This is a genomic window from Francisella salina, from assembly GCF_000219045.1.
Taxonomy (GTDB): Bacteria; Pseudomonadota; Gammaproteobacteria; order Francisellales; family Francisellaceae; genus Francisella; species Francisella salimarina.
In genome coordinates this window covers 1,949,044-1,975,529 of sequence record NC_015696.1, presented here as the reverse complement: position 1 = coordinate 1,975,529, position 26,486 = coordinate 1,949,044, and the positions used below count along the sequence as shown (strand labels likewise).

Genomic DNA, 26,486 nt, shown 5'->3' with positions numbered 1-26,486 from the left:
TCGCTAATATTTCTTACAAAGGCTAGCATTGTGACTTCAAAAACTTAATCAGTTCTTGTCATAACAAAATTGTATGTATAATAGTTTTACTTAATGGTAAATATTGCCTAAATATGAAAATTAATAAGTTACTAGTGTCTGGTGGGACTCATGGAAATGAATATACTGGAATATATATAGTCAAGCGTATGGAGAAATACCCTCCTAAAACCAAGTCTTTAGATGTTATACCATTATTGGCAAATCCAGAAGCTTTTGAGATAAGTAAGAGATATAAAGATCAAGATCTAAACCGTTGTTTTTCAGAGGAAGACTTAAAAAAGATCTCGTTGAATAGTTATGAGATGCAAAGAGCTCGAGAAATTAATCAAATGTATGGCTCAGAATCTAATTCTCCAGTTGATTTTTTAGTCGATCTGCATACAACAACTTCAAATCTTGGCAAAACTATTATTACTGACGGTAAAAGTCAATTTGTTAATAACCTATGCTCTTATTTAGTTGAGCAAATAGATGATCTTAGAGTAATTAAACACGGGAGTATTACAAGTGTGGCAATGAATAATATCGCTCCTATGTCTTTAACTATAGAAATAGGCTCTGTTAATACGAGTATTTATGATCCCAATGCAATTGAGGTAACTACAGAGATTGTTAATGGAATAATAAAGTTTATTGAATTATCAAATAATGGTAATGCTCCTGAAGTCAAGCAGTGTAAGGCGTACGAGCCATTTAAGACTATTCAATACCCGCGAGATAGTGAGGGTAATATCAACGTAGTAATTCATAAAGCTCTTCATGGTAAAGATTTTCAGATTATTAGTAGTGGTAGCCCTATTTTTGAGTTAATAGATGGAGGAGATAGATTGCTAGATATTGAAGGAGAATGGTACCCTATATTTATAAATGAGTCTGCGTACTATGAGAAAGATATTGCTTTTTACCTTGCCAAAGAAGTAGATTTGTATAGTGATAGTTAAGATGTGTTAGAGCTTATAAATATTGGAGAATTTTTTCTCTAAATAACTAATATAGTATTTAGCGTTTAGACACTCTCCACACATGTTGTATATTATTTCATCTGCGGGCTTTAGACTACCAAATCGGTGTATGTGCTTACTTAAGAAGTTTAATATAAGCTCTAGCTTATTTTCTCTAATTGCACTATTTACATCAAAATCTTTATTCATATAGTAAAAAATCTGTGAAGCATACGCACTGCCAAGAGCATAAGTTGGGAAATAGCCAAACAATCCAGCAGACCAGTGAACATCCTGTAGTATCCCATCAGAGAAATTATTTGGAATTATGCTTAAGTATTTTTAATATTTATCATTCCATAGTTTTGGTAATTCTCTAACATCGAGATTTTTTTCAAAGATTTCTTATCTATTTCAAAGGCACTATGATGATTTTTTATAGTATCTGTGAAATTCACCATATATCGGCTTGTTAATCTCTTTGATATTCTAGTCCTTGTAAGTTAATCACAAGAAGGAGAACTGAGATGGCAGTGAATGATGAAATACCTAAGTCAAGACTAATGTTACGTTATAAAACAGAAGTTGAAGGTGAATTGAAAGATAAGGAGCTACCTTTTCGAATGATGGTAGTAGGAGATTTATCTCAAGGGTTATCAAAAGATAGACAAGTGGACTTTGAAGAAAGGAAAGTGCGCCATTTAGATGGAACATTAGATTCTATGATGAAAGATATGGATATGGAACTTAATATCTCAGTTCCAAACCATATAAATCCATCTAAGTCGCCAAATTTAGATGTTAAGTTGAAAATTGATTCGATGAAAACTTTTCAGCCGGGAGTTATAGCAGAAACTGTTCCTCAACTTAAATCTTTAATTAAATTAAGAGATATGGTTCAAGAGTTTGAATCAACTGTTGATAATAATAAGGGTTTTAGGAATCTTATAAAAGAAATACTGAGAGACCAAGACTCACTAGAAAAAATAAAACAAGAACTTCCTGCATTGGAATCATTCAAAATGCTTAAAGAAGATGTTGTGGAAGCAGAAGTTGTTTCAAGTGAAGAAGGAGAAAAATAATGTCTGAAGTTATAACAGAAGTAAAAGAAGAGATTAGTTTAGCAAAATTATTTTCTAGCTTAAGTCTTGAAACAACTGAAAATGCTTTACAAAAGGTTCAGTATGATTTTGTGACGGATGCTAGTAATCAAAATGATATGGCGTCTGATGATGTATTGAGATTAGCTGCAGGATTATCTGCTATTTTTGCAAATGCAAATACTGAAGATATGAATCTGTATAATAAGAATTTAACTAGAAATGTTATAGATCGTATAGATAGTATTATTCAAGAGCAGGTAAATGAGATTATTCATAATCAAAAATTTAAAGAACTTGAAAAGCAGTGGCTATCTGTGAATGAAATATATCAAGATAAGCCTAATGGATCTCCAATAAAAATTTCGGTATTAGATGTATCAAAAGAAGAGCTTTTAGATGATTTTGAAACCAATGCTGTTGATATATCATCTAGTGATATGTTTAAAAAAATATATGTTTCTGAATATGATCAATATGGTGGTGAACCATATGGAACAATGATTGGTTTGTATGATTTTGAAAATACCCAAGAAGATATTAATTGGCTATCAATAATGGGAAAAATAGCTACAGCATCTCATGCTCCATTTATTGGAGCTATTAGCCCTAAGTTTTTTGGTTGTGAAACAGCCCAGGACTTAGCTGATATTAAAAATTTAGAGGCATTAATGGCACATCCTAAATATGGTAAATGGAATAAGTTCCGTAAAACAGAGCAGGCAGCATATATTGGTTTGACAGTGCCACAATTTTTATTGAGAGCTCCGTACGATCCGGATAATAATCCGACTACAGGTAAATTTATTAAAAATTTTAAAGAAAAAATAGTTGATCATCTTTCTAATAGCGAGTATGTATGGGGTAATTCATCGATATTATTTGCAAAAAACCTAATGAGATCATTTGATATTACGGGTTGGTGTCAAAGTATTAGGGGGCCAAGATCTGGTGGTACTGTAGAGGGGCTTCCTTCACATACTTTTAATGTGAGAGGCTATGAGGAATTAAAGGTTCCAACAGAATTTGTTATACCTGATTATCGTGAATTAGAGTTTTCTAATGCAGGGTTTATGCCTTTTGTATACAAAAAAGGAACTTCAGAAGGTTGTTTTTTTGCGGCAAATTCACTTAAGTTTGTTGAAGAGTTTAAAGACCCTAAGGACAGTGAAAACTCACAGCTAATAGCAAATATATCATATACATACTCAATTACAAGAATTGCACACTATGTGAAAATGATAATGCGTGATCGTATTGGTTCTTCAGCAACGAAGGAAACTATTACAGATACTCTATCAGAATGGATCAATGGTTTTGTTACTACAATACCTAATCCGACTGACTTAACAAAAAGCTATTTTCCTTTTAAGGCAGCAAATATATCTGTTAACCCAATTGAAGGGAAAATAGGCTGGTATAGTACGAGTATCTCAATTCTTCCACACCTCCAGTTTGAAGGTATGGATGTTGAGTTAAGCGTTGATGCAAGGCTTAATTCATAAAAATAAAAACGTTAGTCATATAAAAATATTATAGGAGAAAAAATATGCCGTTTGTAGTACAAGATTCTCAATTACTTGAGTATAGATCAGAATTTCATCCTCATCATAATATGGTGGCATACTGTCCAGAAGCAGATTCTGTTTTTGTTCAATTAAGCTTTAAAAGTGAGGCAGCACCAGTAGACTGTGATGCAGCTTGTCCTTATTATGATGTAGGTACTCAAAAACCAGGTTCAGCACCTGTTAATTTTAAGCTTGTTGGAGCTGTATTAGATGCGAACAGTCAAACAGTTCAGTTTGATGTTGTAACAACGAAAGAAGTTGCTGGTAAGTTAGCTATTGCTGTTACAAAGTTACTTAAGGATGGTGCAAAAGCTCAAATCACTGTTAAAGTTGAAGCAATGAATGAAAAGCAGACTGTTGATCAAACTGAAGATGGAGCAATAGTGCAGTATATGGAGGCTGATGGCTTAGAGTTTACTATGGATGAGTCAGTTACAAGAGAATTCAAAGATCAGCTAACAGTACAAGCAGCTGATGAATTTACTCGCTCTAGTCATAATAATAAAACTCACTTAACTGATACTATTTCGCTTTGGGGTAAGTGGTTGAATGAAACACCAGTTAAAACTTGGAGCGGCAGAAGTTCTCAGAAATGTGTAGTTGGGCCTGATACTAAGAGCTAGGATGATATATGAGTAAGTCAAGAGAAGATTTAAAAAAGCTATTTGATTTTTCAGATGGTTGGAATGTTTGTAAACGCTCTAACTTTGAGATTTTAAATGAAAGTACGGAGTATGTTGATGAAAATAACTTTCAGGAAGTTATAAGGTGTATAACAGAATACATTGAAGAAGAGAAGGTTTTAGATATTCAGCTTATCTGTATTTACTTCCAAGCTTACTCAAATATAAATAGATCAGCTGATGATTTTGTAACTATTTTTGAAGTTTTAGAAAAAATTATTAATAGTTATGATCAGCTTTCTCCGTTAAATAAAAAAGACACCATTATTTTAAAAAGTATTTTAGCTCTGCTAAATAGTTCTAATGATGTGATTAACTATTATTATCCAGATTTTTTAGATACTCAAGCAGAGCAAATTATAAACTCTTTAAGTCAAATACAAGATTATTTAACCAACAATATTCGAGACCTTGATTTGATTAATTTTAATAAAGTAAGAAGCGAACTCGTAGCCACTATTTCAAAATTTATTATAAAAAGTGAGAGTAGCGAAGAAGAGGCCAAACAAGAGAGCCATACTGAAGAGCTTAAAGATAAAGAAATTAGTAAACAAGATGAGTCTTTCAAAAATTTTAACTTGGAAAGTACTAGTAGTTTTTATTGGCAAAACTTAATGTTGAAATTGGCAAGATTTGATAAATTAATTAATTTATCTGATGAATCGTCTAAATTTGAGTTAGCATTGCTTTTCGACTCCATTCAAAATGAGATAGATAACTTTAATCCTATTAAATATTTTCCTAATGAGTTTGAAATTTTATTAAAATCTGTTACATCAGATACTTATACTGAAATGACAAATATTATAGGAAGTTCTAAAGGATCTCCTTTATGGGATTTTATGCTACAAAAAGTCGAAACAAATATTAGCATTAGACCGGAAAGTGAGGCGCTACAACTTGGGACTGTTGATGTGGTTGATAGTTCAGCAAATAATGGTTATAGTGAAGAAGAAGACTTTTTAGGTCGTGAAGAGCAAAACCATAATGATTGGATAGACTAGGATAATTGGGTACATAACGTAAGGAGTTTAAGTATGCAACAAGTAAATTGGTATCTAGGACAATCTGTTTTACCTGAACACTTTACATTATCTCAGCATTTATCAAATCAGCGTAATATTAAATTATGTGAAGTTAATTCAGTAACGAACTTTTACGGCCTGGCAGAGCTTAAGATAGATGAAAACTTATTTAACAAAAATATTTTACGAATAGAGTCCTTACTATATATAACATTAACATCAGAAAATATTTTTTATCAACGAAATTCATCTCAGAATAGATTAGAGCTTAATTTAAATAATATAGAAGAAAGTAAGGTAGATATTATCTTAAATGTGGGTAAAGAGCCGTTGACCATTGATATAGAAAGAAATAATACTAAGATTAGAACTAAACTACCAAATCTTTCTTTATTGGTAAATCCAGAGCAAGAAGAAGATGGAATTAGAAGCTTTAAAATACTCAGTTTGGACAAGAAAGAAGATGGTAGGTGGATGTTGAGTGACTTTTTACCCCCTCTTTTGACAACAGATGTTTATAGTTTCTGTATTATAAGTAATATGCTAAGTAGTTTAATACAAACTATATGTTCGTATGGATTAAATGAGAAAGCCAGAAATTCTACATTATCTGAAGCAAAATCAGTTTTGCTCAATAATATAGTATTCGAGTGTAACAAGTTACAATATTCTTTTTGGCAGTTAAAAACTACAAAATGTCACCCAATAGATATTTTTTATCTTGTGCAGAATATATATCTTTATTTGTTACAATATCAAGACATTGTAGACTTGGACTCTGATTTAATTTATGATCATGAAAGAGTTTTTAAAAGTTTTCAAAATTTAACGAATACTATTTTAGATAGAATTGTTCATACTAAAGCGGTAGATTACATAGTTTTGAAAAATATTAATGGATATCTTTCAACAGGTGTTATTGAATTCGGGGTTTTAAATCGTAAGAAGCATTATATAGTCATACGTAAGCCTACTGAAAATTATAGCTACTTAGCATCAAACATAAAGCTAACCTCTCCAGGAAGGATTGAGTATGTTAATAAGTATGCAATGACAGGATTAAAGCTTAATAAGCTTGACTTTAATCCTCTACCATCATCAGGTATTGATAAATATTGTGATGTGTATGAGATACTACCTTCAAGAGAGTGGGACTATATTCTTAATGAGCAAGCAATTTGTGTATTAAATAATAACAATCTTAGCGAGCTTAAGTTCATTTACTATTATGTTTAGCTTTACAGGGAATGTTTTATGTTAAGGTCGTTATTAGATAAAGTGTCTATAGATAGGCTTAAAAAGATAGATCTTACGGTATTACTTAAATTTTTTTATAATAATGGTTATAGTCCAGAAGATATTATTTTTGAAAGCTGTTTAAGTATGAGCCAGTCTGGCAAACTGATTGAAGATATTACTTTTGAGGGACAAAAACTTAAGTTAGTTCTTAATATGGGGTTATTATCGGCAAATTCGACTATTCCTTACCGTATTTTGGATTTTTTTTCAGTACATAACGACTCTATTTCATTTTGTGTATTAAATGCTCTAGCAAGTAGATTGTTGAAAAGTCAAATTAATATGCTTTTAGCTGAGCACAGTGCTGATTTTAAGCATATATACTTTGGTGGAGATATTTTATTTTCTAGAAATGATAATTTTTTCCACTCGATAGCATCGTTTAATAACATCTTTGAAAATATTTTATCTAATTATAATCTTAGGGTTCGGTCGTATTGGCTCCCGCAACTTATTAAGAAAAATAGTTTGCTGAACCATAAAACAAGCCTAGATAACTTTCACTTAGGCAATAGTATACTATCTCATAAACTTCACTTTGAGATTGTAATTCAATCCGAAACACTGTTATCAGTAAAAGAAGAGAAAGAGGTTGGAAATCTCATAGAAACCACTATATTTAGTAGTTTCTTTGATGTCATTAGGAAGTATATATCAATTACTGTTTGGCTTAAGGTTCATCCTGTTGAAAAGATATTCTTACCATTTAACCTATCTAATAATGATACAAAACTTATGGAATATAAAATAAAAATTTATGAAAGGTTTGACTATGAAACATGGCTTGGAAAAACTACAATCTAAAGATCAGCTTTATGGGCTTTTAGAGTCAGCAAAACAGAGTGAAAGTGATATTTTAGAATCAAGTGATCTAAAGGTGATAATAGACGCTGTAGAAAATGCTGTGGGGAAGGCAACGCAGAGTACTAAAGATTTTTTATTACAACGTAGGTTTAATTTATTCTATAGCTATTATCCATACTTTTTCCAACATATTCCAAATCACTTAATCGTTGAAGTTTTAGCTGAGCAAACTGATAAGTTTATTGATTTAGAATTAGCTGAAGAGTTTATTTTAAGTGTAAGTGATAAGAAATTTAGATTTCAGGCTGCAATACCTTTTACATTTCAACCTTTTCAAGTATCAAATTGTTACTTAATGGATAACAAGCTTTCAATTGAGATTGATGGGATAAGACCATTTAGTTTACAAAATAGAGATCGGTTATTATTAAGTATAAATCCATTAGCTTTAAAAAATTATCAAATATATCATATGATTAGAGCTTTAAAAAACAATAAATCTGCTAAGATAACACTTTTTTCTTATCAAATAGAAAAGCCTCTCGAGATTGATATAAAGATAAGTTTTGAATTAGATTTAACTTTAAATAATACTCAAGAAATAATATTGAAATCTATTAGCCAAGCCGTATTTAGTAGTTTTTATATTGAGTTTGAAAGTATCCAAGAAGATATTCTATTTCATAAAATGCTTGTAGAGATAGATATTTTGAACTTAAAAAACATACCCAAAGTTTTACCACAAAATAGTTTTCGGACGAACTTATTACCAGTTTTTAATTTGTTTGATGGTCATGCTATGAAAATAGATTATGATTATACAAAAGAAAGTTTTGCTATTAAGCATTCAGAATCTCTCAAAGATTATGTGCCAACCAAACTCTATAGGATTGAATATAATAAAGAACAGGCGTGTCATGAAAATCTTAACTTTGTCTCATCAAAAAGCTATTGTTTAAACTTTGACTCTTCAGGGCATATGAGGATATCTTTTTTAGATCCGTCTGTTTCGGATTTATCTATGTCTAATGAAGTTACGATAAATGCTCAATGGACACAAATAAGCTCAGTTGATATTAATAAAAAGAGCTATACATTTCTACCTCTTAGTCGGAGTATAGGAAATCTTAACTTTAAAATTATTAATAGTTATAGTTTTAAAAGAAATCAGCTACTTGAAAGAGCAGAAAATATTCTAAAAGTGATTAAGATAATAAATGCTACGAGATTGAGTGTAGAACTTTTCAAAGTATTAGTCTCCTTGATAACCAATAACGATGATGAGGTATTGAGATTTATGAATGAAAGTCTTGTAGATGTAAGATCTAATAATCAAGTAGATTATACTATCTATATTAATAGTGATCTCCAATTCGCAGAATTTAGCTTTTATGCGGATTTAGTACAGGAGTTTTTGAGAGTTCATCTATCAAGGTTCATAGGTGCTCAGATTGATTTTAATATACAAGTAGTTTAAGGAGTTTTTATGCATCAAAATATTGTAGACATCTTTGTCACTATTAAGTCTTTTACGGAAAGTTATGGTACGGATACACAAATACAAGACATTCTGAATTTCAGAAACCAAGTAATTACAAAGACGAATAATGTTCGAGATGTGATCTATAAACAACACGGTGAAAAAGCAAGCTATTACATAGCATTTGCGATATATAGTTATTGTGATGAGATGATAAATCAATTAGGTGTATATAGTGATAATAACTCAAATATTTCTAGCTGGCACTTGCTTCAAGAAGAAGTATATCAAAGAAATGATGGTGGAGACTATTTCTTTGATATAGTCGATAGTGTTATAGAAAATCCTGTTTTTCCTAAAGAGGTTGCTCAAGTATTATATTTAATATTAGCTCTCAACTTTAAAGGTTGTTATCTTGGAAATGAATCAGAGATCGATAAATATAAAAAAAGGCTTGAAGTAATCTTACCAGAGCAAAATATTGATAATATGAAAAATATAACTTTCGATAAATCTCAAACTAAGTTTGTTGGGAGTTATAAGTCTAAGCTTAAGAAAGTTTTATTTATGGGAATTATTTTCTTTCCTATTATAGCTTATTTAGGTATATTCCTGGTCAAATAAAATGAGTAAGAATCTATTTAAAAAATTTATTTCAAATCTTAATTATTTTGAGGATTTTGAAAGGGCTTTTAATGATTGCATAAATGCTGGAGTTGATAGCTTTCATGAGAAATTTGAAGAAAGTATATTAGCTTATCTGATAGCATGTGAGCATGTGAGCTTTTTTCAACAACTTAGTGAGGCTAATTATTTTTTTGCAGCAAACTATTTTAAAGATAACGCAAAGATAAAAGAAATAGCATTACAATTGAATGTCTGTATAGATGAATATAGATATAAACAGGCAAGCCTCTTAGTAGAAAAACTCAATAAAGAAATAACTAATTCAGTATTAGATAGAGATCAAGATCAAGAAATAAAACTTTTCAGAAAAGTTCTTTATACTAAAAATGATGAAATACAAATGTCTAGTGACATTTGTAAACATTTGAAAAGTAAGGAATATTATGAGTCTTTTATTAAAGATTTAGAGCGAAAAATAACTGCTAATTTAAAGTTGATATCAACATATCAATACAATATAGAGCTTTTGGATTTAATTAGTAAATTTATAGTAAGTTTAGATTCTGATTATGTTACCAAAGAGGATCAAGAAAATTATTTATCTCTTGTGGATGAAACATTTATATTTGAATTCTCTGAAAATGTATATGATACAAATCAAAATCAAGCATTTTTAGAATTTGGTCTAGCTGAACTTAGATTTCATCCTGTTGGCCAACTATTAGAAAGTTTTAATTTAAACAATAAATTACAAATAATAGATAAGCTAAATTTAACTTTATTTTCAATAGAGGAACTAAAAGATCTGGAAGACAAGGCTCTAAACATGGAAGAATGCCAACATATTAGCTTAGCAATTAAAGCAGCTGCTTTGCATAAGGAATATCAAGAAATATGTAAGAATCTTATAGAAATTCAGCAGCTAGCTCCTTTTAAAAAGTTATTGTTTAAACTTGCAGAGCTAAAATCAAAAAGTACAAAAACAAAGCAGCACAAGTTCTGGCAAGTTATAGTTCTTAAGTTTGAGAATAATTTAGTTATTGATCAAAGGCTAGAAATTGACCCCTCTAGTTTTGATAAATCTTTGAAAGAGTATAGGAGACTGTTAAAGCAAAAATTACAAGTAGAGAGTTTAAAAACTTATTATGCTTTGGCATGCAAAAGTTTTAATCAAAGTGAAAAAAATCAGCATAATAACAATCTTTATTGGGCTAAAAGTAATTGGTTATCTACTTGTAATACTAAAGAACAATATAGTTATTTAAATAACACTACAGCAAATATTATAAGACTTAACGATAATCAAGATAAAGAGTATTCAGAATTTTATTTAAAGTTTATTTACATATATAGTAATATCTCTATGTTTAATAATAGTTCCTTTAAATGTTTTGAGAATATTAATCTTTCAGAATATGTGGAAAATATTACTGCAATCGAAACTACAAGTAAGGCAAATAAAAAGCTTGCCTATAAAACAATATACCAGAGACTTCTTAGACAAGACCCTAGTAAATTCTATCAAGATGCTTATAGTGGGTTTATTGAATTATGTGTTATTTATTTAGAAGCATTTATAGAATTTGATCTTGATTCAATAGTGCATGATATTGAAGATGTTTTTTATCAAATAAGAAAAAAATATTTAATGAGTGATCAAGATGAATTATGCAGTAAACTTTTAACTAATTTAGAAATACTGTATCGTGAAAGTGTTAAAGTAAAGCTTTGGCAAAAAGCAAGTGATATGATGAAGATGGATGATGAGCTAATAGAGGATCTTAAAAGTGATTTTAGTGATTCAGATGGTGTTATTCCACAGGCAGTTTTCTCTGTAAAATCTAAGCTAAATAAATTTTTAGTTATTGATTCTAATACTCACTATATTGAGGAGCTTAATAAAGTTTGCGAAAAAGCTAATCCATTGTTGGGCGGAGATCAAAAACTATCTAAAATGATTAGTATGCTAAATGGTATTCAAACAAAGCTAGATAAACGAGTATCGGTGCCAAAATTACTAGAATTAATAGATAAATTATAGTTTGGAGATATATGGGCTTACATGATCTAATAACAAAGCTTGATGCAGATCGTAGGGTACTACAAAGTATACCTAATCTGAAAATACTTTTTCCATTAGGGAGTGCTCAAAGGAGTACTTTTTTGGCGAAGGTTGATAATGTTTTAAAGGATAGTGAAAAAACTTCTCCTGAGTATATGGAGTTGAGAGCATTAGTAGAGAAAAATCAAAATAAGATTAATAAAGCAGTAGAAACTCAAAGAACAAGATTAAAAGGATTACAAGAGTTAATAAAACATGATAATCCTACAAATTTATTGATAAAGATAGATAGAGCTAAAGAATTAATTGGTGAAAGTAAACTTAATTTTTTTGTTAAGAAAAAACTTATGAAAAAGCTATCATTTTCAGAAGAAAAGTATAAGAAATATTTAACTATTGTAAATCAAGCGCAAGAGTTAAATAATGTAGATGCTAGTGGCACTGCTCTTGAACGTAGTGCAGATGATATTCAGTATCTTGCATATTATGAATCATTAATAGAAGGTTCAGATAGCTTTTCAATAATGCCAGAGCTATTAATCAAAAAATATATTAATAAAGGAAATAAGCTATGAGTAATTTGGTTGTAAGTAATGCTCTTATAAAGTGTTCTTTTGGTACGGCACCAACACCTTTGACAGCTTTACCTAAAGGTCCTTTTGTAAAAGGGCAGTCTCAGCTTAGTGCTACAGTAAATGATCATATACCAGTAGCTAACATTAAGCCTTTTGGATCTTGTCAGAGTCCATCTAATCCACTTGGTATGGGGAAACCAATTGTTCCAACCCCATGTCCATGTATGCCTGTAACTGTTGCCCCATGGTCCCCTCCTGCGATGAAAACTAAGATTAATAGTCAGCCGGCTTTGTTAAAAAAAGCAAAATGTATGTGTATTTGGGGGGGGCAGATTAGTATTGTGATGCCTGGTCAAGTAATTACAACAGCTAAGTAATCTAAAAAATGTTTAAGAATTATTTTCATAAGAGGTATTAATTTTACTAGAGTAAGTCTAGCATCTTAATTAAGAATTTACACTGTTAATTGGATAGATCATAACAATTAGAATAGTCATTTCATATAGCTCCAAGAATTGCCTTCTCGTTTTATTTGAGAAAGTCCTTTTACTAAGGCAGGAATATTGAAACTAGGATGATCACTTCATTTAATATTTTTGTCATGACAGTAAAAATAGTACGTTTAATATCTGCAAGTCTACGAGATCCTTCAGGTGGTTTATCTTTAATCTACTCAAGCTTCATCAATATTATTCCAATAAAAATAAAAAGCTTAATCAATTCAGCAAGTTATGCAAGAAGTCTAATATTGCCAAAATCAGCTATCTTTAAATACAATTTATACAGCTATAGCATAAAATGATCCCAAACTGTCATCTTACCAGCATGAATATACTGACTCTTTTTTAATCATATTCCAAGCAAAAACAGAAATCCTAGAATATCTCCGCATTTATTTATAGCGCTATACAAATATATTCAATGATCTTTATATTTTTAGTGTATGTCTCACCCATCTTCTAACTAATATGGTTGCCATCTAATCCACTCGGTATGAGGAGCCAATTATTTCAACCCCATGTCCATGTATGCCTGTAACTGTTGCCCCATGGTCCTCTCCTGCGATGAAAACTAAGATTAATAGTTAATCGGCTTTGTTGAAAAAGCAAAATGTATGTGTATTTGGGGAGGGCAAATTAGTATTGTGATGCCTGGTCAAGTAATTACAACAGCCAAGTAATCTAAAAAATGTTTAAGAGTTATTTTCATAAGAGGTGTTAATTTTCACATATATAGTTCTAATTATGCTATTGATATACTACGTTTAAATTAATGATTTAAAAAAAGGGTTTAGAATTATGTCTGTGGATTTTGATAGATCGAACTATTTTTATATAGTAGATAATAACGAAAAGTGTTTTTACTTAAATTACTCAACAGTATTAGATTTTTTAAAAAGTGATAGAGATATTGAGAAGCTTTTTGATAATAAGACTAGAGAAAGTAGCTACTCTTGCGATCCCAATTTTTTATTCGGTAATGGAAAGCTAAGTGATCAAGTTTTTAATGATGAAAATTTTATTTTTTTATTTCCTAACTTATCTAAGCATATTCCTAAAGAAGATTCCATTTATGTATATGAAAGTGTGCTAACAATTTCAGAATTAATTATGCTTAATGAGGATAAAAAGAAGAAGGTCATAGATCATTTAATCTCAAGATTGAAAAAAGGGAAACAAAATATTAAGTGTGGAGTAACTATTTTGAGGATTAAATTTTTTGAAGATCTTTTAAAGATGGAAGAGTTTAACCTAACTAGTTTATGTATGCTGATGGACGAGTATCCAAGCGTAATTAAAGAATTTATGTATGGTCAATACTCAATAAAGATATAAGTAATCTTATTAGACGTAAGGGGTATAAGATATGAAAAAAGTTATGATAATTTCACTCGGTGATAAAGGTAAATCTCATTTATCATGGGATGCTGGGCATGAGGCAAGCCTATGTGCTAGTTTTAATGATGATGTGATCGAACTATATAAACTTCAACTAAATAAGGATACTTATTTCTCATTAACTTATTCATCCGTGACCGTAAATAAAAAAGATACCCTTCAAGATAGTTATAACGCATTCAAAAGTACTAAGTCTTTTAATCTGGGTTGGAAGAAAATTTGTACAGCCTATATGGATAGTTCTAAATACAATGAATTCAACGACCTTATCATAAAGCGTAAATTTATTGAAATTCTAAACTTATTTAAAAAAATAATCAATAAAAGTGCACTAGAAACTATTGATGAAAGTGTTTATGTGTTTCTTAGTCCAACTAATACTACTCCACCATTATCTGTCTTGGAGCAAAACAATCCGTGTAGGAAACCACTTAAACAAGAATGCTTTAATATATTTGCTTTAGCTTTTTATTTAAGCATCTTAGAGTATTGCGCCGATAGAAAGTTCGTCATTGGTACTTGTGCAGGCCTTCATGCTCTAGCATATTTTCACTCTATAGATATCTATGGTTTAAAGGACGAAGCTACTAAGAAAAATATTTTTAAGCCAATTAGTGGGTTTAATTTTACGGATGGTAGTAAAAATAACTATAATGATCCTATGTTCGGACAACATCAATTAGCGTACAACCATTCAAGTGTACCAGCTATTAAAGTGAACCTAAAGAAAGAAGCATCCGAAGTCAATGACATTTTCTCTGATGACCTTTCAGAATTAAGTGAGGGAGAGCAACATTCTACTTTCAATAATAAATACTTTGTAACAGAGCAATTTCCATCAATTACTTTTCGTGAGCATATAGGGATGAGACTTAGTGATTCTTACTTTTCTTTTGATAAACAGCTTATTCCTATTGGTGAAATGCATGGTAGCTGGTTTAGTGGATATCAAGATCATCCTCATCATAACTTTAACCTATCAAAACAAATGCCTGACTTATTGGATGAGCGTTTTGGATTACATGAAAATAAACTACTTTACCAAAATAATAAATTGATAAGTAAGAAAATAAGGAAGAAATTTTATGAAAGAACAAGAACTACTAGAAACGAAGAATCATTATTAAATCAAAGTTCTTTTAACTATGATACTGTCGATGTTGTCACTAAAAAATTACCAAACTTGTATTATTGCCGAAAAATCGAGTTTGATAAAAGTAAAGGCCGCTATGTTCGAAAAGGTTTAGATAGCAAGTATAGAGATAGTTTATATCGATCTATGTATCGTAATCGAAAACTAAAACTAAAACCATCCGATAAGTGATCTATGTAGAGAGTTGTATGTAATGGTGAATACTTTACACCATAAATTATAAGAAACTATTATAACAAAGTAAGAAGTGTGTACTATGATTTTATTTGAACAAATTGATGAATATAATAATTTTCTAGGAGATAATCTTAAAGATGATCTTCTATTGACGAGGCTTAATTTATGGGCGTATTTGCAACGTACTATATTTGCCTATCGTAATAAAGAACTTATAGATTTTCCACAAGCAATTCTTAACCTTCGAAATGAGGATATAGCTGCAAACGCTGGTACAAATCTCATATTAGAGTTAGTAATAGAGGATTTTAACAAAACGGCTATACCTTATGCTGCCGATGCTATGTTGTATATAGGTGAGTCCCACTTTTTCAAAGCTTATAAGGCGCATGTATTTTACGGCATGAGACTGGTAGAAGTTGTTAAGTTTCGACTTCCTAATCGACCAGATCTTCGAAATCAAACTAATAACTATCCCTTTAAGCCCGTTGTCCCAACTATCCGATTAAAAAATCAAAAAAACAATATTACCTATTCAAATGATGGTCAATTTCAAAAATTATATGACTCTTTGATGAAAAGTAATATGCCAGATATCTATTTTTTTAAAAATAAAATACCAGTAAGGACAGACAAATATGGATCAGAATTTGGATATATAAGCGTTATGCTAAAAGACGGAAATACATATTTAAAACCTATTCATATCTCTAATATTATAAACAAATGTAGAGTTCTGTTGATCCACGATGGTAATTGTAATGATAAAGAAACTTTGTTGTCCATTAGAGCTTACATAATACGTAAATCAAAAATAGACAGCTCTGTAGGGATTGTATCCGCTAATGATTACGATTATATTATGCAACATCATAATCTTCCTAATACAACTATTACTTCGTTAAGTTTGATAGGACACTGTACTTCCGGATCTGATCTTTTGTGGGAAAGTGAAAAGATAGTGGCTTTTATGAAAAAATTTTCAACTAAGCGAGTACACTTTATCGGTTGTCATACCAGTAATATGGATTTGACATATTCTGATGATACGCTCATGAAATTATTTCATTTGATGCAACCTATGATGGGAACAGATAAGGTTAGACAATTGATCCCCACGATACAAGACAACTTTAAAAAAAATGTAAATTCTGAAGATATATCCTTAGTATCTGCTAAGGGAGATAAACAGTGGATTAATGTAAAAACTAACAGAGAAAAAGTTAGACTAAAGTATAGTACAGAAGAAACAGCCAAATTAGATGATATTAATAAAAATTCAATAAAAACACTTTTTTCTAAAATTAAATCAGCAGATTTTACTAATGTAGATTTTAAAAAAAGTTTAGTTAAACATATTTATAAGATGAAATCGAATCCCAAAGAATTATTTACAAATACTATATGTGCGAGTGAGAGGTTGGTACTCGAAATGTTAAAAAACAATATTAAAGGTTCTGTTAAAGGGTACACTGAACAATGTAATGTGAATTTATCTACTGGGAAAGCGATAAATACAAAACACTTTTTGTTTAAGGACTATGATAAATTTGATAAACAAAATGAATTGGGAAAACAGAAAAAGCAACAATTTATACAAGGTTTCTATAAAGGATACTATGATTTTGAAAACAATTTTAATCCCGCGAAATCAACGAGTAGGGCTAGCACCTATGTAGTCGGTGAGGATAACATTTCTGCTTATTCTGAACAACCGTTCGAATTCAGCAGCTTTCCAATGTGTCCTACTTGTGGTGAATTTATGGAAGAAAGAGATCATGAGTGCGAAGTGTTCTAACTTTTACCAACTATTATCGGCGAATGCTCAAAGCTATTGAAATCAATGCTCGGTTTTTAGCTCTTTCGTACTAATTTTCACTAACATCTACTAAAACATTCTATATTTATTAGATAATAAAATATAAATATATTTTCTATATATGGACAAAGACAAAAAACATCTAAGCTTGCAGTCGCTTTTAGATAGATTTAAGTCTAATATTAATGATTTACCAGATAGTAAGTAAATTATCAAATTAACGATGTTATGTTATCTAATTTTTGCTTGTATATTTTAAAAATCATCTAGCTTATTAAAATATCAAAGATTAATGCAGAAGAAACAATATAAATGTTGGTTTTAATAGTTTTGAGTGTTTGCTGAGGATAGCTGCCATCTAATCCACTTGGTATGGGGAGCCAATTATTTCAACCCCATGTCCATGTATGCCTGTAACTGTTGCCCCATGGTCCCCTCCTGCGATGAAAACTAAGATTAATAGTCAATCGGCTTTGTTGAAAAAGCAAAATGTATGTGTATTTGGGGAGGGCAAATTAGTATTGTGATGCCTGGTCAAGTAATTACAACAGCCAAGTAATCTAAAAAATGTTTAAGAGTTATTTTCATAAGAGGTGTTAATTTTCACATATATAGTTCTAATTATGCTATTGATATACTACGTTTAAATTAATGATTTAAAAAAAGGGTTTAGAATTATGTCTGTGGATTTTGATAGATCGAACTATTTTTATATAGTAGATAATAACGAAAAGTGTTTTTACTTAAATTACTCAACAGTATTAGATTTTTTAAAAAGTGATAGAGATATTGAGAAGCTTTTTGATAATAAGACTAGAGAAAGTAGCTACTCTTGCGATCCCAATTTTTTATTCGGTAATGGAAAGCTAAGTGATCAAGTTTTTAATGATGAAAATTTTATTTTTTTATTTCCTAACTTATCTAAGCATATTCCTAAAGAAGATTCCATTTATGTATATGAAAGTGTGCTAACAATTTCAGAATTAATTATGCTTAATGAGGATAAAAAGAAGAAGGTCATAGATCATTTAATCTCAAGATTGAAAAAAGGGAAACAAAATATTAAGTGTGGAGTAACTATTTTGAGGATTAAATTTTTTGAAGATCTTTTAAAGATGGAAGAGTTTAACCTAACTAGTTTATGTATGCTGATGGACGAGTATCCAAGCGTAATTAAAGAATTTATGTATGGTCAATACTCAATAAAGATATAAGTAATCTTATTAGACGTAAGGGGTATAAGATATGAAAAAAGTTATGATAATTTCACTCGGTGATAAAGGTAAATCTCATTTATCATGGGATGCTGGGCATGAGGCAAGCCTATGTGGTATTAGGGTTTTATGTTTTTTTAAAGGCTAATTAATTCTAATTATTTGACTTAGTTTTAACAGCATATTTATAACTTATGGAGTTAAGAAACAATGTTATGTAGAAAAAAGCAGAAGGGAGTATTATATGATTAATTTATATTATGATTGGTCACAAGAAGAAATAACTAAAAAGTTACAAAATAAAGTGCGAGAGGACGGTGTTTGTCATGGTTTAGCAGCATTACTCTTTCGTTATGTTAGACACTATAAAAAATTACCAAAACAAAGTCGCTGGAACGAAGTTGTTAATAAAAATCACAATTTCATCGTGAATGCACAGAATTTCCAAAAATTGGAAAAAATAAGTGATTTTTATGGAAAAGTTCAAGAAACTATAGCTTACAAAAAATACGATGAGTCTTCAAGTTATGACCAATTTATATACTTGAGTGATTATATTTGTAAAGGTAAATCTGATGATATTTATCTAGTTGGAATACCGGGTCATGTTACAGTTCTTGTAAAAATGGATAGTAAAATATATTATTTTGATCCTAATATAGGTCTACTGGGATGTGAATTCGAATCCACAGCGGTTAAGCGCTTACTTCTTTATGTATGGACGCAAAAGGGTTATGGTATATCAGAGCATGTTCTCAGAGCCAAACTCTGCGCTAAAAGAACTAAGCACAAGCAGAGTAATAGTGAAAAATTAGATATTTGGGATACTAGACAACTCGAGTATAATTATACAAAAACCGGAAATTTAAATGGAAACGTTCCATTAAAACCATTGGCTACAAGGCTAGAAGTTAAGCGTTTAAGTTTAGGAAATATTGACGTGACAAACTCGAAAGTTAGCGTCAATTGGCCCTTTAGCTATAAAGATGAAAGAGTTGACACCAAAAAGTTTGATAGCTTGCTGAAACTATCTATACCTGACTATTTAAAAAACATTAATAAAGGTACTTTACTTAATAAGCAACTAGAACACCAAGAGCTCCAATTAGAATTCAAAAAAAAAGAACTAAATCAATTGATGCAGAAAAAAGCTTCATGGGGGCCGCTTGGGAATGACACCATAATTAATCTACTTATGGAAAAAGGGGTCTATGATCAAAAAAATGCACAGCAGCAGATTGAGGAAATTAAAAAAGATTATGAAGAATGTACAAATTCTTTGTATATAGATGTTAACCAATACCTGACTGTCTCTAATATCATTAATAATAAAGATTTTGGTTGGCGTTTTAATTGTGAGCACTGTAATCTTATAAAGGGTAAGCGACAAGGAATAACAGTGGGCAGAGGCAGTGACGCATTTTTTAAACCTCATACGCCATGTTGTGAGGAATGTCAATTTAGAATTAATTCTCTAAAGTACGATTGAGCATATCTGAGACCCTTTTAATATCTCTTATTTTTGAGTATTTTTTCAGTTAATCTCAGTGAAGTATGTATATTAATAGTTTTAGAGAGATTCTTTCGAAAAGAATGTTATAAAAAATTGGCTACATCGCTATCTGGCTTAGCATGATATTGTTTCTTTAATAGATAGATTTCAGGAGTATTGATGGCTAGTGGGCATATCCAAAGGAGTCATTTTGTTTAAGGTTTTAGCTTTAATCATAGCTTCCTGTTTTTGGTTTTCATAATTTCTGGAATACATTGATCTACTTACTATTTTTTATATCTCGGCATTGACTAGATAATAATGAAAAGTATTTTACTTAAATCACTCAACAGTATTTTTTTAAAAAGTAATAAGGAGGAAAATTTAGAAATGAAAATTTTATTGATTTTAAATGATCTCGGTCTTATAGTGTCCAGTTCATAGCAGCAGTAAAAAAACGTGCTGATTATAGGATGATGTTTTATAGACGTCATAACAAACCAATATTGGATTGTGATATAGAAGATTTTAAGCTATGAAATAAGGATTAATTAAATGAAATTAATAGTTACTGTTAATAAAAGATAGAGACCTTTTAAAGAAGATGTTGTATATTGTTGCGAAGTATAATTATAGGTGTTTAGACAATGATTGATAGTGAATTAACTAAATTAGCTTTACTTAAGCAAATTTCTAGAGATGATTTAATAAAGCTCATCCGTACAAAAAAATATAATAATCTCTTAAATCTAGATGCTGAATCTAATAAGCTTATAGCAAACGTTAAGCTTTCTAATCTTGATGAAGATGCTTTAGTGGCAGAATTTCAATCAGATATAAAAAGAGATATATTACCTAATGTATATCCTCATATAAACCACCAGTCAATAAGATTGAAAATAACTCCTTTAAATGAAAAGCTTATACTTCAAGATGATAAGTCGGTTGAAATTAATTCTTTTTTTATTGAGGATTTGAAACTCGACTTATTAACAAGTAGTTTTTCGGGAAGTATTGATTTTACCTCACCGTATCAGACCGAATATGATGCTAAGTTGATAGATATTTTAAGCGGAGGGCTACCCTTTAATTTAGAAATATCAATAGAACAAGATTTCTTTTTAAGAGATGAAGACAGAGCTTTTATAAAAAAGAATGCTCAGCTTAGTAATGAAAACTTGAAGTTTGTTGCGTATGCAGGAAATATTGGTTTGAAAGAGTCTCGTATAGAAGATCTAAGATTTGATACTTTAAACAAGAAGGTAAATTCCCCTTTAATTAAAAATAATGTCATATATACAGTAGATTTTTTTGATCCAATGAGTTTTTTTTGGAGGCAGCATAACCCCATAGCACTTTATAGTGGTCAGTGTTATAAAGATATACTGGAGGAACAGAATAAAAATTTTGAAAAGCTAGTTAAGATTAGCTTTGATAATAGTAGCGATATTTGTCTAAAACAAAAGCTTCCCTTCATATGTATGAATTGTAGTGATCATGAAGCAGGTTTTTTTAACTACGCTAATTATATTATTAAAGAATATGGTTTATTAATAATCTACAACTATGCAACAAATGAATATTTAATAACAAGAGACTATAAAAAAAGTATTGATAGTCTATCTAATGTGGAGAAAATTTTCACTAATGATAAGTTACTTTTTCAGCAGATAAGAAATATTTATGATAAACCTTATTTGCCTGAGTATTCTATGATGAATACAGATATAAAAATTGCTGAGAAACAATTGTTGAAAGTTGATGACTTAAAAGAAAAACCAAATTCAGTAGAGTTATTTAAAAATCACAAACTTACTCAACATGAGCTTACTAATATTTTCAAGTTGAAAACTGAGAAAGCTGAAAACCATATTAAAAATAATCTGGCAGCAAGAAACACTAGCTTAGAAATAAGCTCTAAAGCTCTACCTTGTTCTTACTCTGTTTTACCTTTACAAAACCTTATCAAATTTAATAGTGATGAGTGGGAAAGTGTGTTTGGGAAAAATGATAAGCAGTTGGTTTTGCATAAGGCTTCTCTGCATTTCGAAAAATCATACTTCACAAGTAAGAATCGCCATTCTTTAGTAGAAGAGCATAAGCATAATGATAAGGTTTTTGAAAAAAATACTTTTGATTTTGAAGAACAATACATCAAAAAGTATAAATTTTTACCATTGATGTTTAGTAATTATTCGAAACTATATCTGAAAAATCCAGATATATGGCCCCAACCAGATGTATCAGATATCCCTGCAAATATTAGTTTGAGTGGTTATGTTTTTACAACAAAAGTTGATAACAAAGACTCTACTTACAATAGTGAGCTTTTTGACTATAGTGCAGATACAAGCAAAAGTATAGCAGTTAATGAAAACTATAGTAGTTCTGATGAAATTTCTAGATTAGACACAAATGCTATTTCTAGACCGAGGTATCAAGTGAAAGTTGCTTCAGATCTTTGGACTGAGTTAACTCCTGAAAGCAAGCAACTAGTTCCTGTTGATTTAGTGCTACCATCTTATGCAAATATGTTGTTTTACCTAAAATCGGATACAGAAGTTGATATTTCTATATCTTTAGAAAATGCAAAAATATCTAATATAAAAAATTATATAGCACCAAATGACATGTTTATTGAAGGCGGTAAACAGCAAAATCAAGGTATTATTTTTGAGAATAGAAAAGAGCAAACTACATTTATGCAAAATACTTATAAACCATCTGATAAATCTAATTCATTTAAAATAGTTAACAAACCAAATCAGGGTTCTCCTTCTAACTTGGAAATTAATAACACCTCGTTTTCAATAAGCGTAGATTGTAAGAAATAAATATACTGGAGTAAGTAAATGAATAAATTTTTATTAATAGTACTTGCGTTATGCATCACTCTAATCTTAATAACAGTTACTATCTTTATTTTTAAAAGAAGGTTTTTTCCAAAATTGAAAGTTAAGGAATCAATGAAGCTACATAAAGGGTTTTATAAATTGCTTTCAAAAGTAGATAAAAAAACGAAGCAATCATTTAAGACAAATGCAGAGTTTTTTATACATATAAATACATCTAACTCAAGAATAGTAGAAAGAGAAACTACTAAGATGCTTGATGTGGATCTTTATAAAATAGAAGGTGAAAATTGCACCCATTATTTAACAGATCAGTCATATATTCTTGAATTACATAAGATTGGTGGAGATCAAGTTTATCGAGAATTAGGGAAATTTTGTCATAAAGTTAGCAGTATTATAAAAAAAACGCCAACTATAGTTTACTCTTTTGAACATCTAAAAATGAATGATAATCTGTTTATCTTAGATGAAATAAAAAACTTACGTACAATAATTTCTCAGCTTACTAAAATGTATAAGCAGATGCCCAACTTTGTATTAAGTATAGCTGATATTGATAAACATCCTAGCTATAGTACATTTATGGATAATGTAGCTAAATATGATATTCCTTTACTATTGAGTCTTTCAAATCAAGTAGATATAAATGATAATTTAACAAAGAAGCGGGAACAGTATATATCATTTGCAGATGAATTTTTATTAAAAAAACATCCCCAAGACTATTTGCGTTTTAGCTACTTTATAAATAATGTCTATGATTGTTTTGATGCATTATTAAATAAACTTGATTTTATAACTGACTCAGCGGATATTAAGAATATACTTTTGTATATAACAAATACAAATCCTGTCATAAATCAGAATTTTTTCCAAAGTGCTATTAGCAATACACATAATTATGGATCTAAGCTAGTAAAAAAAATAGCAGTGTATTTAATAATTTTTATATCAATTGGCTTTGGGGCAGTATTTACGAATAATTTATTCATTTATAAAAAGGCTATTAAAAGTTTAGATAAGCAACTAGACTCGAGTGAAGATGTTTTAAATAATTTTAGAGTTTTAAATAATTTTACTAATATATCTTTATCAAATATTAAGCAAAAGCTTATTTTGGGATGGGTTTATCCAGATGTTATGTTAATACCATCTATACATAAAGATATTGTTGCTATAGAAATACAACAAAGGCTGATAAAGCTTTTAGAAAGCAACTACCGAGAAAAGGATAGTATTTATAGAACCTATCTTTTTTTACTATTAGAATCTCCAAGAGATAGTGATTTAAAAGAGCTTATATTATCAAATTTAACTATATGGAGCAAAACGTTAAATATTCCTCAAGGAATTATTAAATTTTACATTAATAGTAAAGTACCCAGTATACAAGCAAAGATAAGTAAAAAAGATATTGCTAACAGTAATACACTAATTAATTTCCGTGTTTCACATATGATAAAAACATATATTACAAACAATGGCACTATAAATTTAAGAACTATTCATTTGTTTTTAAAGAAAATATACTTTCCTGTCATTCAGCAACAAATACTTAATGAATATATGGTCAATGTTTATCCTAAGAATAAGCCATCTCTAAGTAGATATAATAAGATATATTTAGAGGAATTATATAAGATAATAAAGTCGAACCATAAAAGTCCCATAGAACTAGAGAGTCTTGAGAGTACTATTCCTTCCATAGATGATACAAAAGTAGATAATCTTTTGGATGCCTTAGACTTACTGAAAAATTTGAACAAAACACTTGATGATAAGCTGCAGAATGATCCTAACAAAAATTTATGGAGCAAAATTATTGTACAGGCTACGTATAATGACCTAATGAATCAACTATCATTATCTCAAGCAAAGTTTGTGAATTCATCTATCGCTGAGCAATCGATTGTTAATATTGGAGACAGTTCTGGCTATAAAGGTAACATATCAATGCTTTATACAAAAATAGGTATTAAGGAAATAATACTTCCTGAAATAAGTGAGTATAAAAGCATACTTAAATTACTAGAGGGATATAAGATCAATGGCACAGCATTAAGTAATTATTATAATATGGCTACAACTAGTTATATAGATGATTATAAAAAGTCATATATAAATCTTATTTCTGCATATAAGCAAAACCTTAATCCTAATGATATTGTTACATCATTGTTATTAATATCCTCACCAAACTCTCAATTTAATAATATGTTAAAAGCGTTGCTTGAGAATACATATTTTAGTAAAGGAATCATCAAAGATATTCCGCAGCTAGTTATTGTTAATTCTTATTTTAATAATGTTAATAAAATGATTGCTAATATTAATGATATTTATGAATATAATCAAATTATTAAAAATATTGCAAATACTATAGTAAATAGTAGTGATAAAAATGAAGCAATTAATGAAATAACATTGAATTTGTTCACCAACTCTAAAAATTCATATTTATATCAGGTTAATTCATTACTCAAGAAAAATAATATTGGTAAGAAAAACGCTATTATATTTACTGCTCCTTTAATGAATATAATGGAAGTTGGTAAGCCATACCTTATTGAAGAAAAGTATGCTTTATGGAAAAAAGATATTGTACCTTATATTCAGAAATATTCTCAATATTATCCTTTTAATAGAGACTCTAGCGATATCTTGACACCAGAAGAATTTAAAAAAATTTTTGGACCAAAAGGAAAGTTTTGGGGTAGTGTCAAAAGAGATATGTATGGGATATTTGAGTATAAAAAAGGTAAATGGGTAGTTAAAACTGCAGATCTTCTTGGCAAAAATACAGAGAGTATGCTTGACACTCTAAATAGTGTACAAAAACTGACTAATATTTTTTGGGATGATTCAGGAAGAGAAAAACCTCTTAAAATAATAATCCATGTTGAACCAATTTCTAATCAGAAATTATTAGATAATAGTTATATTAAAATGTCTCTTTTAAATATTGGAGATAATAAGGTTGTTGGGATAAGTTCTCAACAAAAACCAGAGACTATTGCATATAAATGGTATACGAAGCAGTCTAGTAGTGTTGGATATATTGATAGCAATGAAAGAATAAAGTCATTAGAAATTCACCCAGGTTATTGGTCTTTATTAATGCTTCTTGATCAAGCTAATCAGAAAAACAATATATATACATGGGAGCAAAATAATTTGAATATTAAATTTGAAATAAGATTTTCTAACATATTCAATACTTTTAAAAACCTAACTACTTTGGAGAACTTATAATGAAAAAAATTACTTTATCTATATTTGTAATATCACTACTTTCAGGGTGTTCAACAACTATTCCGAAAGATCAGTTTCATATAAATATAAAATCATCTAATAAATCAAACAATGGAAATAATTATTTGGTTGTTTACCAACAACCAAGTTCGATGGATCAAATGGCACATGCGACTTATGATACTCTAAGCCAACAGGTTTTAGATAGTAATTATCAAACAAAATTAGTTCATCCACAAGATGAAGTTGATACAGTTGTGTTTAAGACTCAAGATGAGCCAGGTGCTATCTATTTTATTTTGAATAATAAAAATAACTATAATACATGGAAATATTATATTCCTGCTCCAAGTGGAGGTATGTGGGACTGTTTAGTTGATGAAAATAGCTATATAAACTGTAAAGATAGTGAGAAGTAGA

20 protein-coding genes and 1 pseudogene are annotated in these 26,486 nt (G+C 29.6%); 20 read left to right on the top strand and 1 reads right to left on the bottom strand.

All coding sequences use genetic code 11. The features are described from left to right. Positions 1 to 113: 113 nt before the first annotated feature. A complete protein-coding gene (locus tag F7308_RS09560; protein ID WP_013923671.1) occupies positions 114 to 983 on the top strand; it encodes an aspartoacylase in 870 nt (289 codons plus the stop codon). 6 nt (positions 984 to 989) lie between these two features. Here F7308_RS09560 and F7308_RS09555 read toward each other — a convergent pair. Next, positions 990 to 1,388: pseudogene (locus tag F7308_RS09555) on the bottom strand (carboxypeptidase M32); the annotation flags it as partial. Between the two features lie 122 nt (positions 1,389 to 1,510). Between F7308_RS09555 and tssB the strand changes: the two are divergent. From tssB to iglE, 19 genes are all read left to right on the top strand, one after another. Then, the gene (gene tssB / locus F7308_RS09550) at positions 1,511 to 2,065 is read left to right on the top strand and encodes a type VI secretion system contractile sheath small subunit (protein WP_013923668.1); all 555 of its coding nucleotides are present in this window, start codon (positions 1,511 to 1,513) and stop codon (positions 2,063 to 2,065) included. Continuing rightward, positions 2,065 to 3,588, top strand: coding sequence for a type VI secretion system contractile sheath large subunit (gene tssC / locus F7308_RS09545; RefSeq protein ID WP_013923667.1), 1,524 nt, complete (start codon positions 2,065 to 2,067; stop codon positions 3,586 to 3,588). The genes tssB and tssC overlap by 1 nt, the downstream gene beginning before the upstream one ends. Positions 3,589 to 3,632: 44 nt before the next feature. After that, entirely contained in the window at positions 3,633 to 4,274 is a 642-nt protein-coding gene (locus tag F7308_RS09540; RefSeq protein ID WP_013923666.1) for a hypothetical protein, read from the top strand. Between the two features lie 8 nt (positions 4,275 to 4,282). After that, positions 4,283 to 5,338 carry a type VI secretion system protein IglI family protein gene (locus F7308_RS09535; RefSeq protein ID WP_013923665.1) on the top strand — a complete coding sequence of 352 codons (1,056 nt, stop codon included), beginning with the start codon at positions 4,283 to 4,285 and terminating at the stop codon, positions 5,336 to 5,338. Positions 5,339 to 5,371: 33 nt separating this feature from the next. Continuing rightward, a complete protein-coding gene (tssK, locus tag F7308_RS09530; RefSeq protein WP_013923664.1) occupies positions 5,372 to 6,595 on the top strand; it encodes a type VI secretion system baseplate subunit TssK in 1,224 nt (407 codons plus the stop codon). Positions 6,596 to 6,613: 18 nt separating this feature from the next. Next, entirely contained in the window at positions 6,614 to 7,462 is an 849-nt protein-coding gene (locus F7308_RS09525) for a hypothetical protein (protein WP_013923663.1), read from the top strand. Next, on the top strand, positions 7,431 to 8,939 hold the full coding sequence (gene iglH / locus F7308_RS09520) for a type VI secretion system baseplate subunit TssF/IglH (protein ID WP_013923662.1): 1,509 nt from the start codon (positions 7,431 to 7,433) through the stop codon (positions 8,937 to 8,939). Before F7308_RS09525 ends, iglH begins: the two co-directional genes overlap by 32 nt. Before the next feature lie 9 nt (positions 8,940 to 8,948). Further along, positions 8,949 to 9,566: a DotU family type IV/VI secretion system protein gene (locus F7308_RS09515; protein WP_013923661.1), complete on the top strand. Its 618-nt coding sequence runs from the start codon at positions 8,949 to 8,951 to the stop codon at positions 9,564 to 9,566. 1 nt (position 9,567) lies between these two features. After that, the gene (locus F7308_RS09510; protein ID WP_013923660.1) at positions 9,568 to 11,610 is read left to right on the top strand and encodes a hypothetical protein; all 2,043 of its coding nucleotides are present in this window, start codon (positions 9,568 to 9,570) and stop codon (positions 11,608 to 11,610) included. A gap of 11 nt (positions 11,611 to 11,621) precedes the next feature. Further along, positions 11,622 to 12,206, top strand: a complete 585-nt coding sequence (locus F7308_RS09505) for a hypothetical protein (protein WP_013923659.1) — start codon at positions 11,622 to 11,624, stop codon at positions 12,204 to 12,206. Further along, the gene (locus F7308_RS09500) at positions 12,203 to 12,583 is read left to right on the top strand and encodes a DUF4280 domain-containing protein (protein ID WP_013923658.1); all 381 of its coding nucleotides are present in this window, start codon (positions 12,203 to 12,205) and stop codon (positions 12,581 to 12,583) included. The genes F7308_RS09505 and F7308_RS09500 overlap by 4 nt, the downstream gene beginning before the upstream one ends. A 921-nt stretch (positions 12,584 to 13,504) precedes the next feature. Further along, positions 13,505 to 14,041, top strand: coding sequence for a hypothetical protein (locus F7308_RS09490; RefSeq protein WP_013923653.1), 537 nt, complete (start codon positions 13,505 to 13,507; stop codon positions 14,039 to 14,041). A 31-nt stretch (positions 14,042 to 14,072) separates the two neighbouring features. Further along, positions 14,073 to 15,428: a hypothetical protein gene (locus tag F7308_RS09485; RefSeq protein WP_013923656.1), complete on the top strand. Its 1,356-nt coding sequence runs from the start codon at positions 14,073 to 14,075 to the stop codon at positions 15,426 to 15,428. Positions 15,429 to 15,513: 85 nt separating this feature from the next. Continuing rightward, positions 15,514 to 17,232 carry a hypothetical protein gene (locus F7308_RS09480; RefSeq protein ID WP_013923655.1) on the top strand — a complete coding sequence of 573 codons (1,719 nt, stop codon included), beginning with the start codon at positions 15,514 to 15,516 and terminating at the stop codon, positions 17,230 to 17,232. A gap of 698 nt (positions 17,233 to 17,930) precedes the next feature. Further along, positions 17,931 to 18,467, top strand: a complete 537-nt coding sequence (locus tag F7308_RS09470) for a hypothetical protein (protein ID WP_013923653.1) — start codon at positions 17,931 to 17,933, stop codon at positions 18,465 to 18,467. Positions 18,468 to 18,711: 244 nt separating this feature from the next. After that, positions 18,712 to 19,956, top strand: a complete 1,245-nt coding sequence (locus tag F7308_RS09465; RefSeq protein ID WP_013923651.1) for a hypothetical protein — start codon at positions 18,712 to 18,714, stop codon at positions 19,954 to 19,956. 650 nt (positions 19,957 to 20,606) lie between these two features. Continuing rightward, positions 20,607 to 22,793 carry a hypothetical protein gene (locus F7308_RS09460; protein WP_013923650.1) on the top strand — a complete coding sequence of 729 codons (2,187 nt, stop codon included), beginning with the start codon at positions 20,607 to 20,609 and terminating at the stop codon, positions 22,791 to 22,793. Between the two features lie 132 nt (positions 22,794 to 22,925). Next, positions 22,926 to 26,066, top strand: coding sequence for a hypothetical protein (locus F7308_RS09455; protein WP_013923649.1), 3,141 nt, complete (start codon positions 22,926 to 22,928; stop codon positions 26,064 to 26,066). Continuing rightward, positions 26,066 to 26,485, top strand: a complete 420-nt coding sequence (iglE, locus tag F7308_RS09450; RefSeq protein ID WP_013923648.1) for a type VI secretion system lipoprotein IglE — start codon at positions 26,066 to 26,068, stop codon at positions 26,483 to 26,485. The genes F7308_RS09455 and iglE overlap by 1 nt, the downstream gene beginning before the upstream one ends. Position 26,486: the final 1 nt, after the last annotated feature.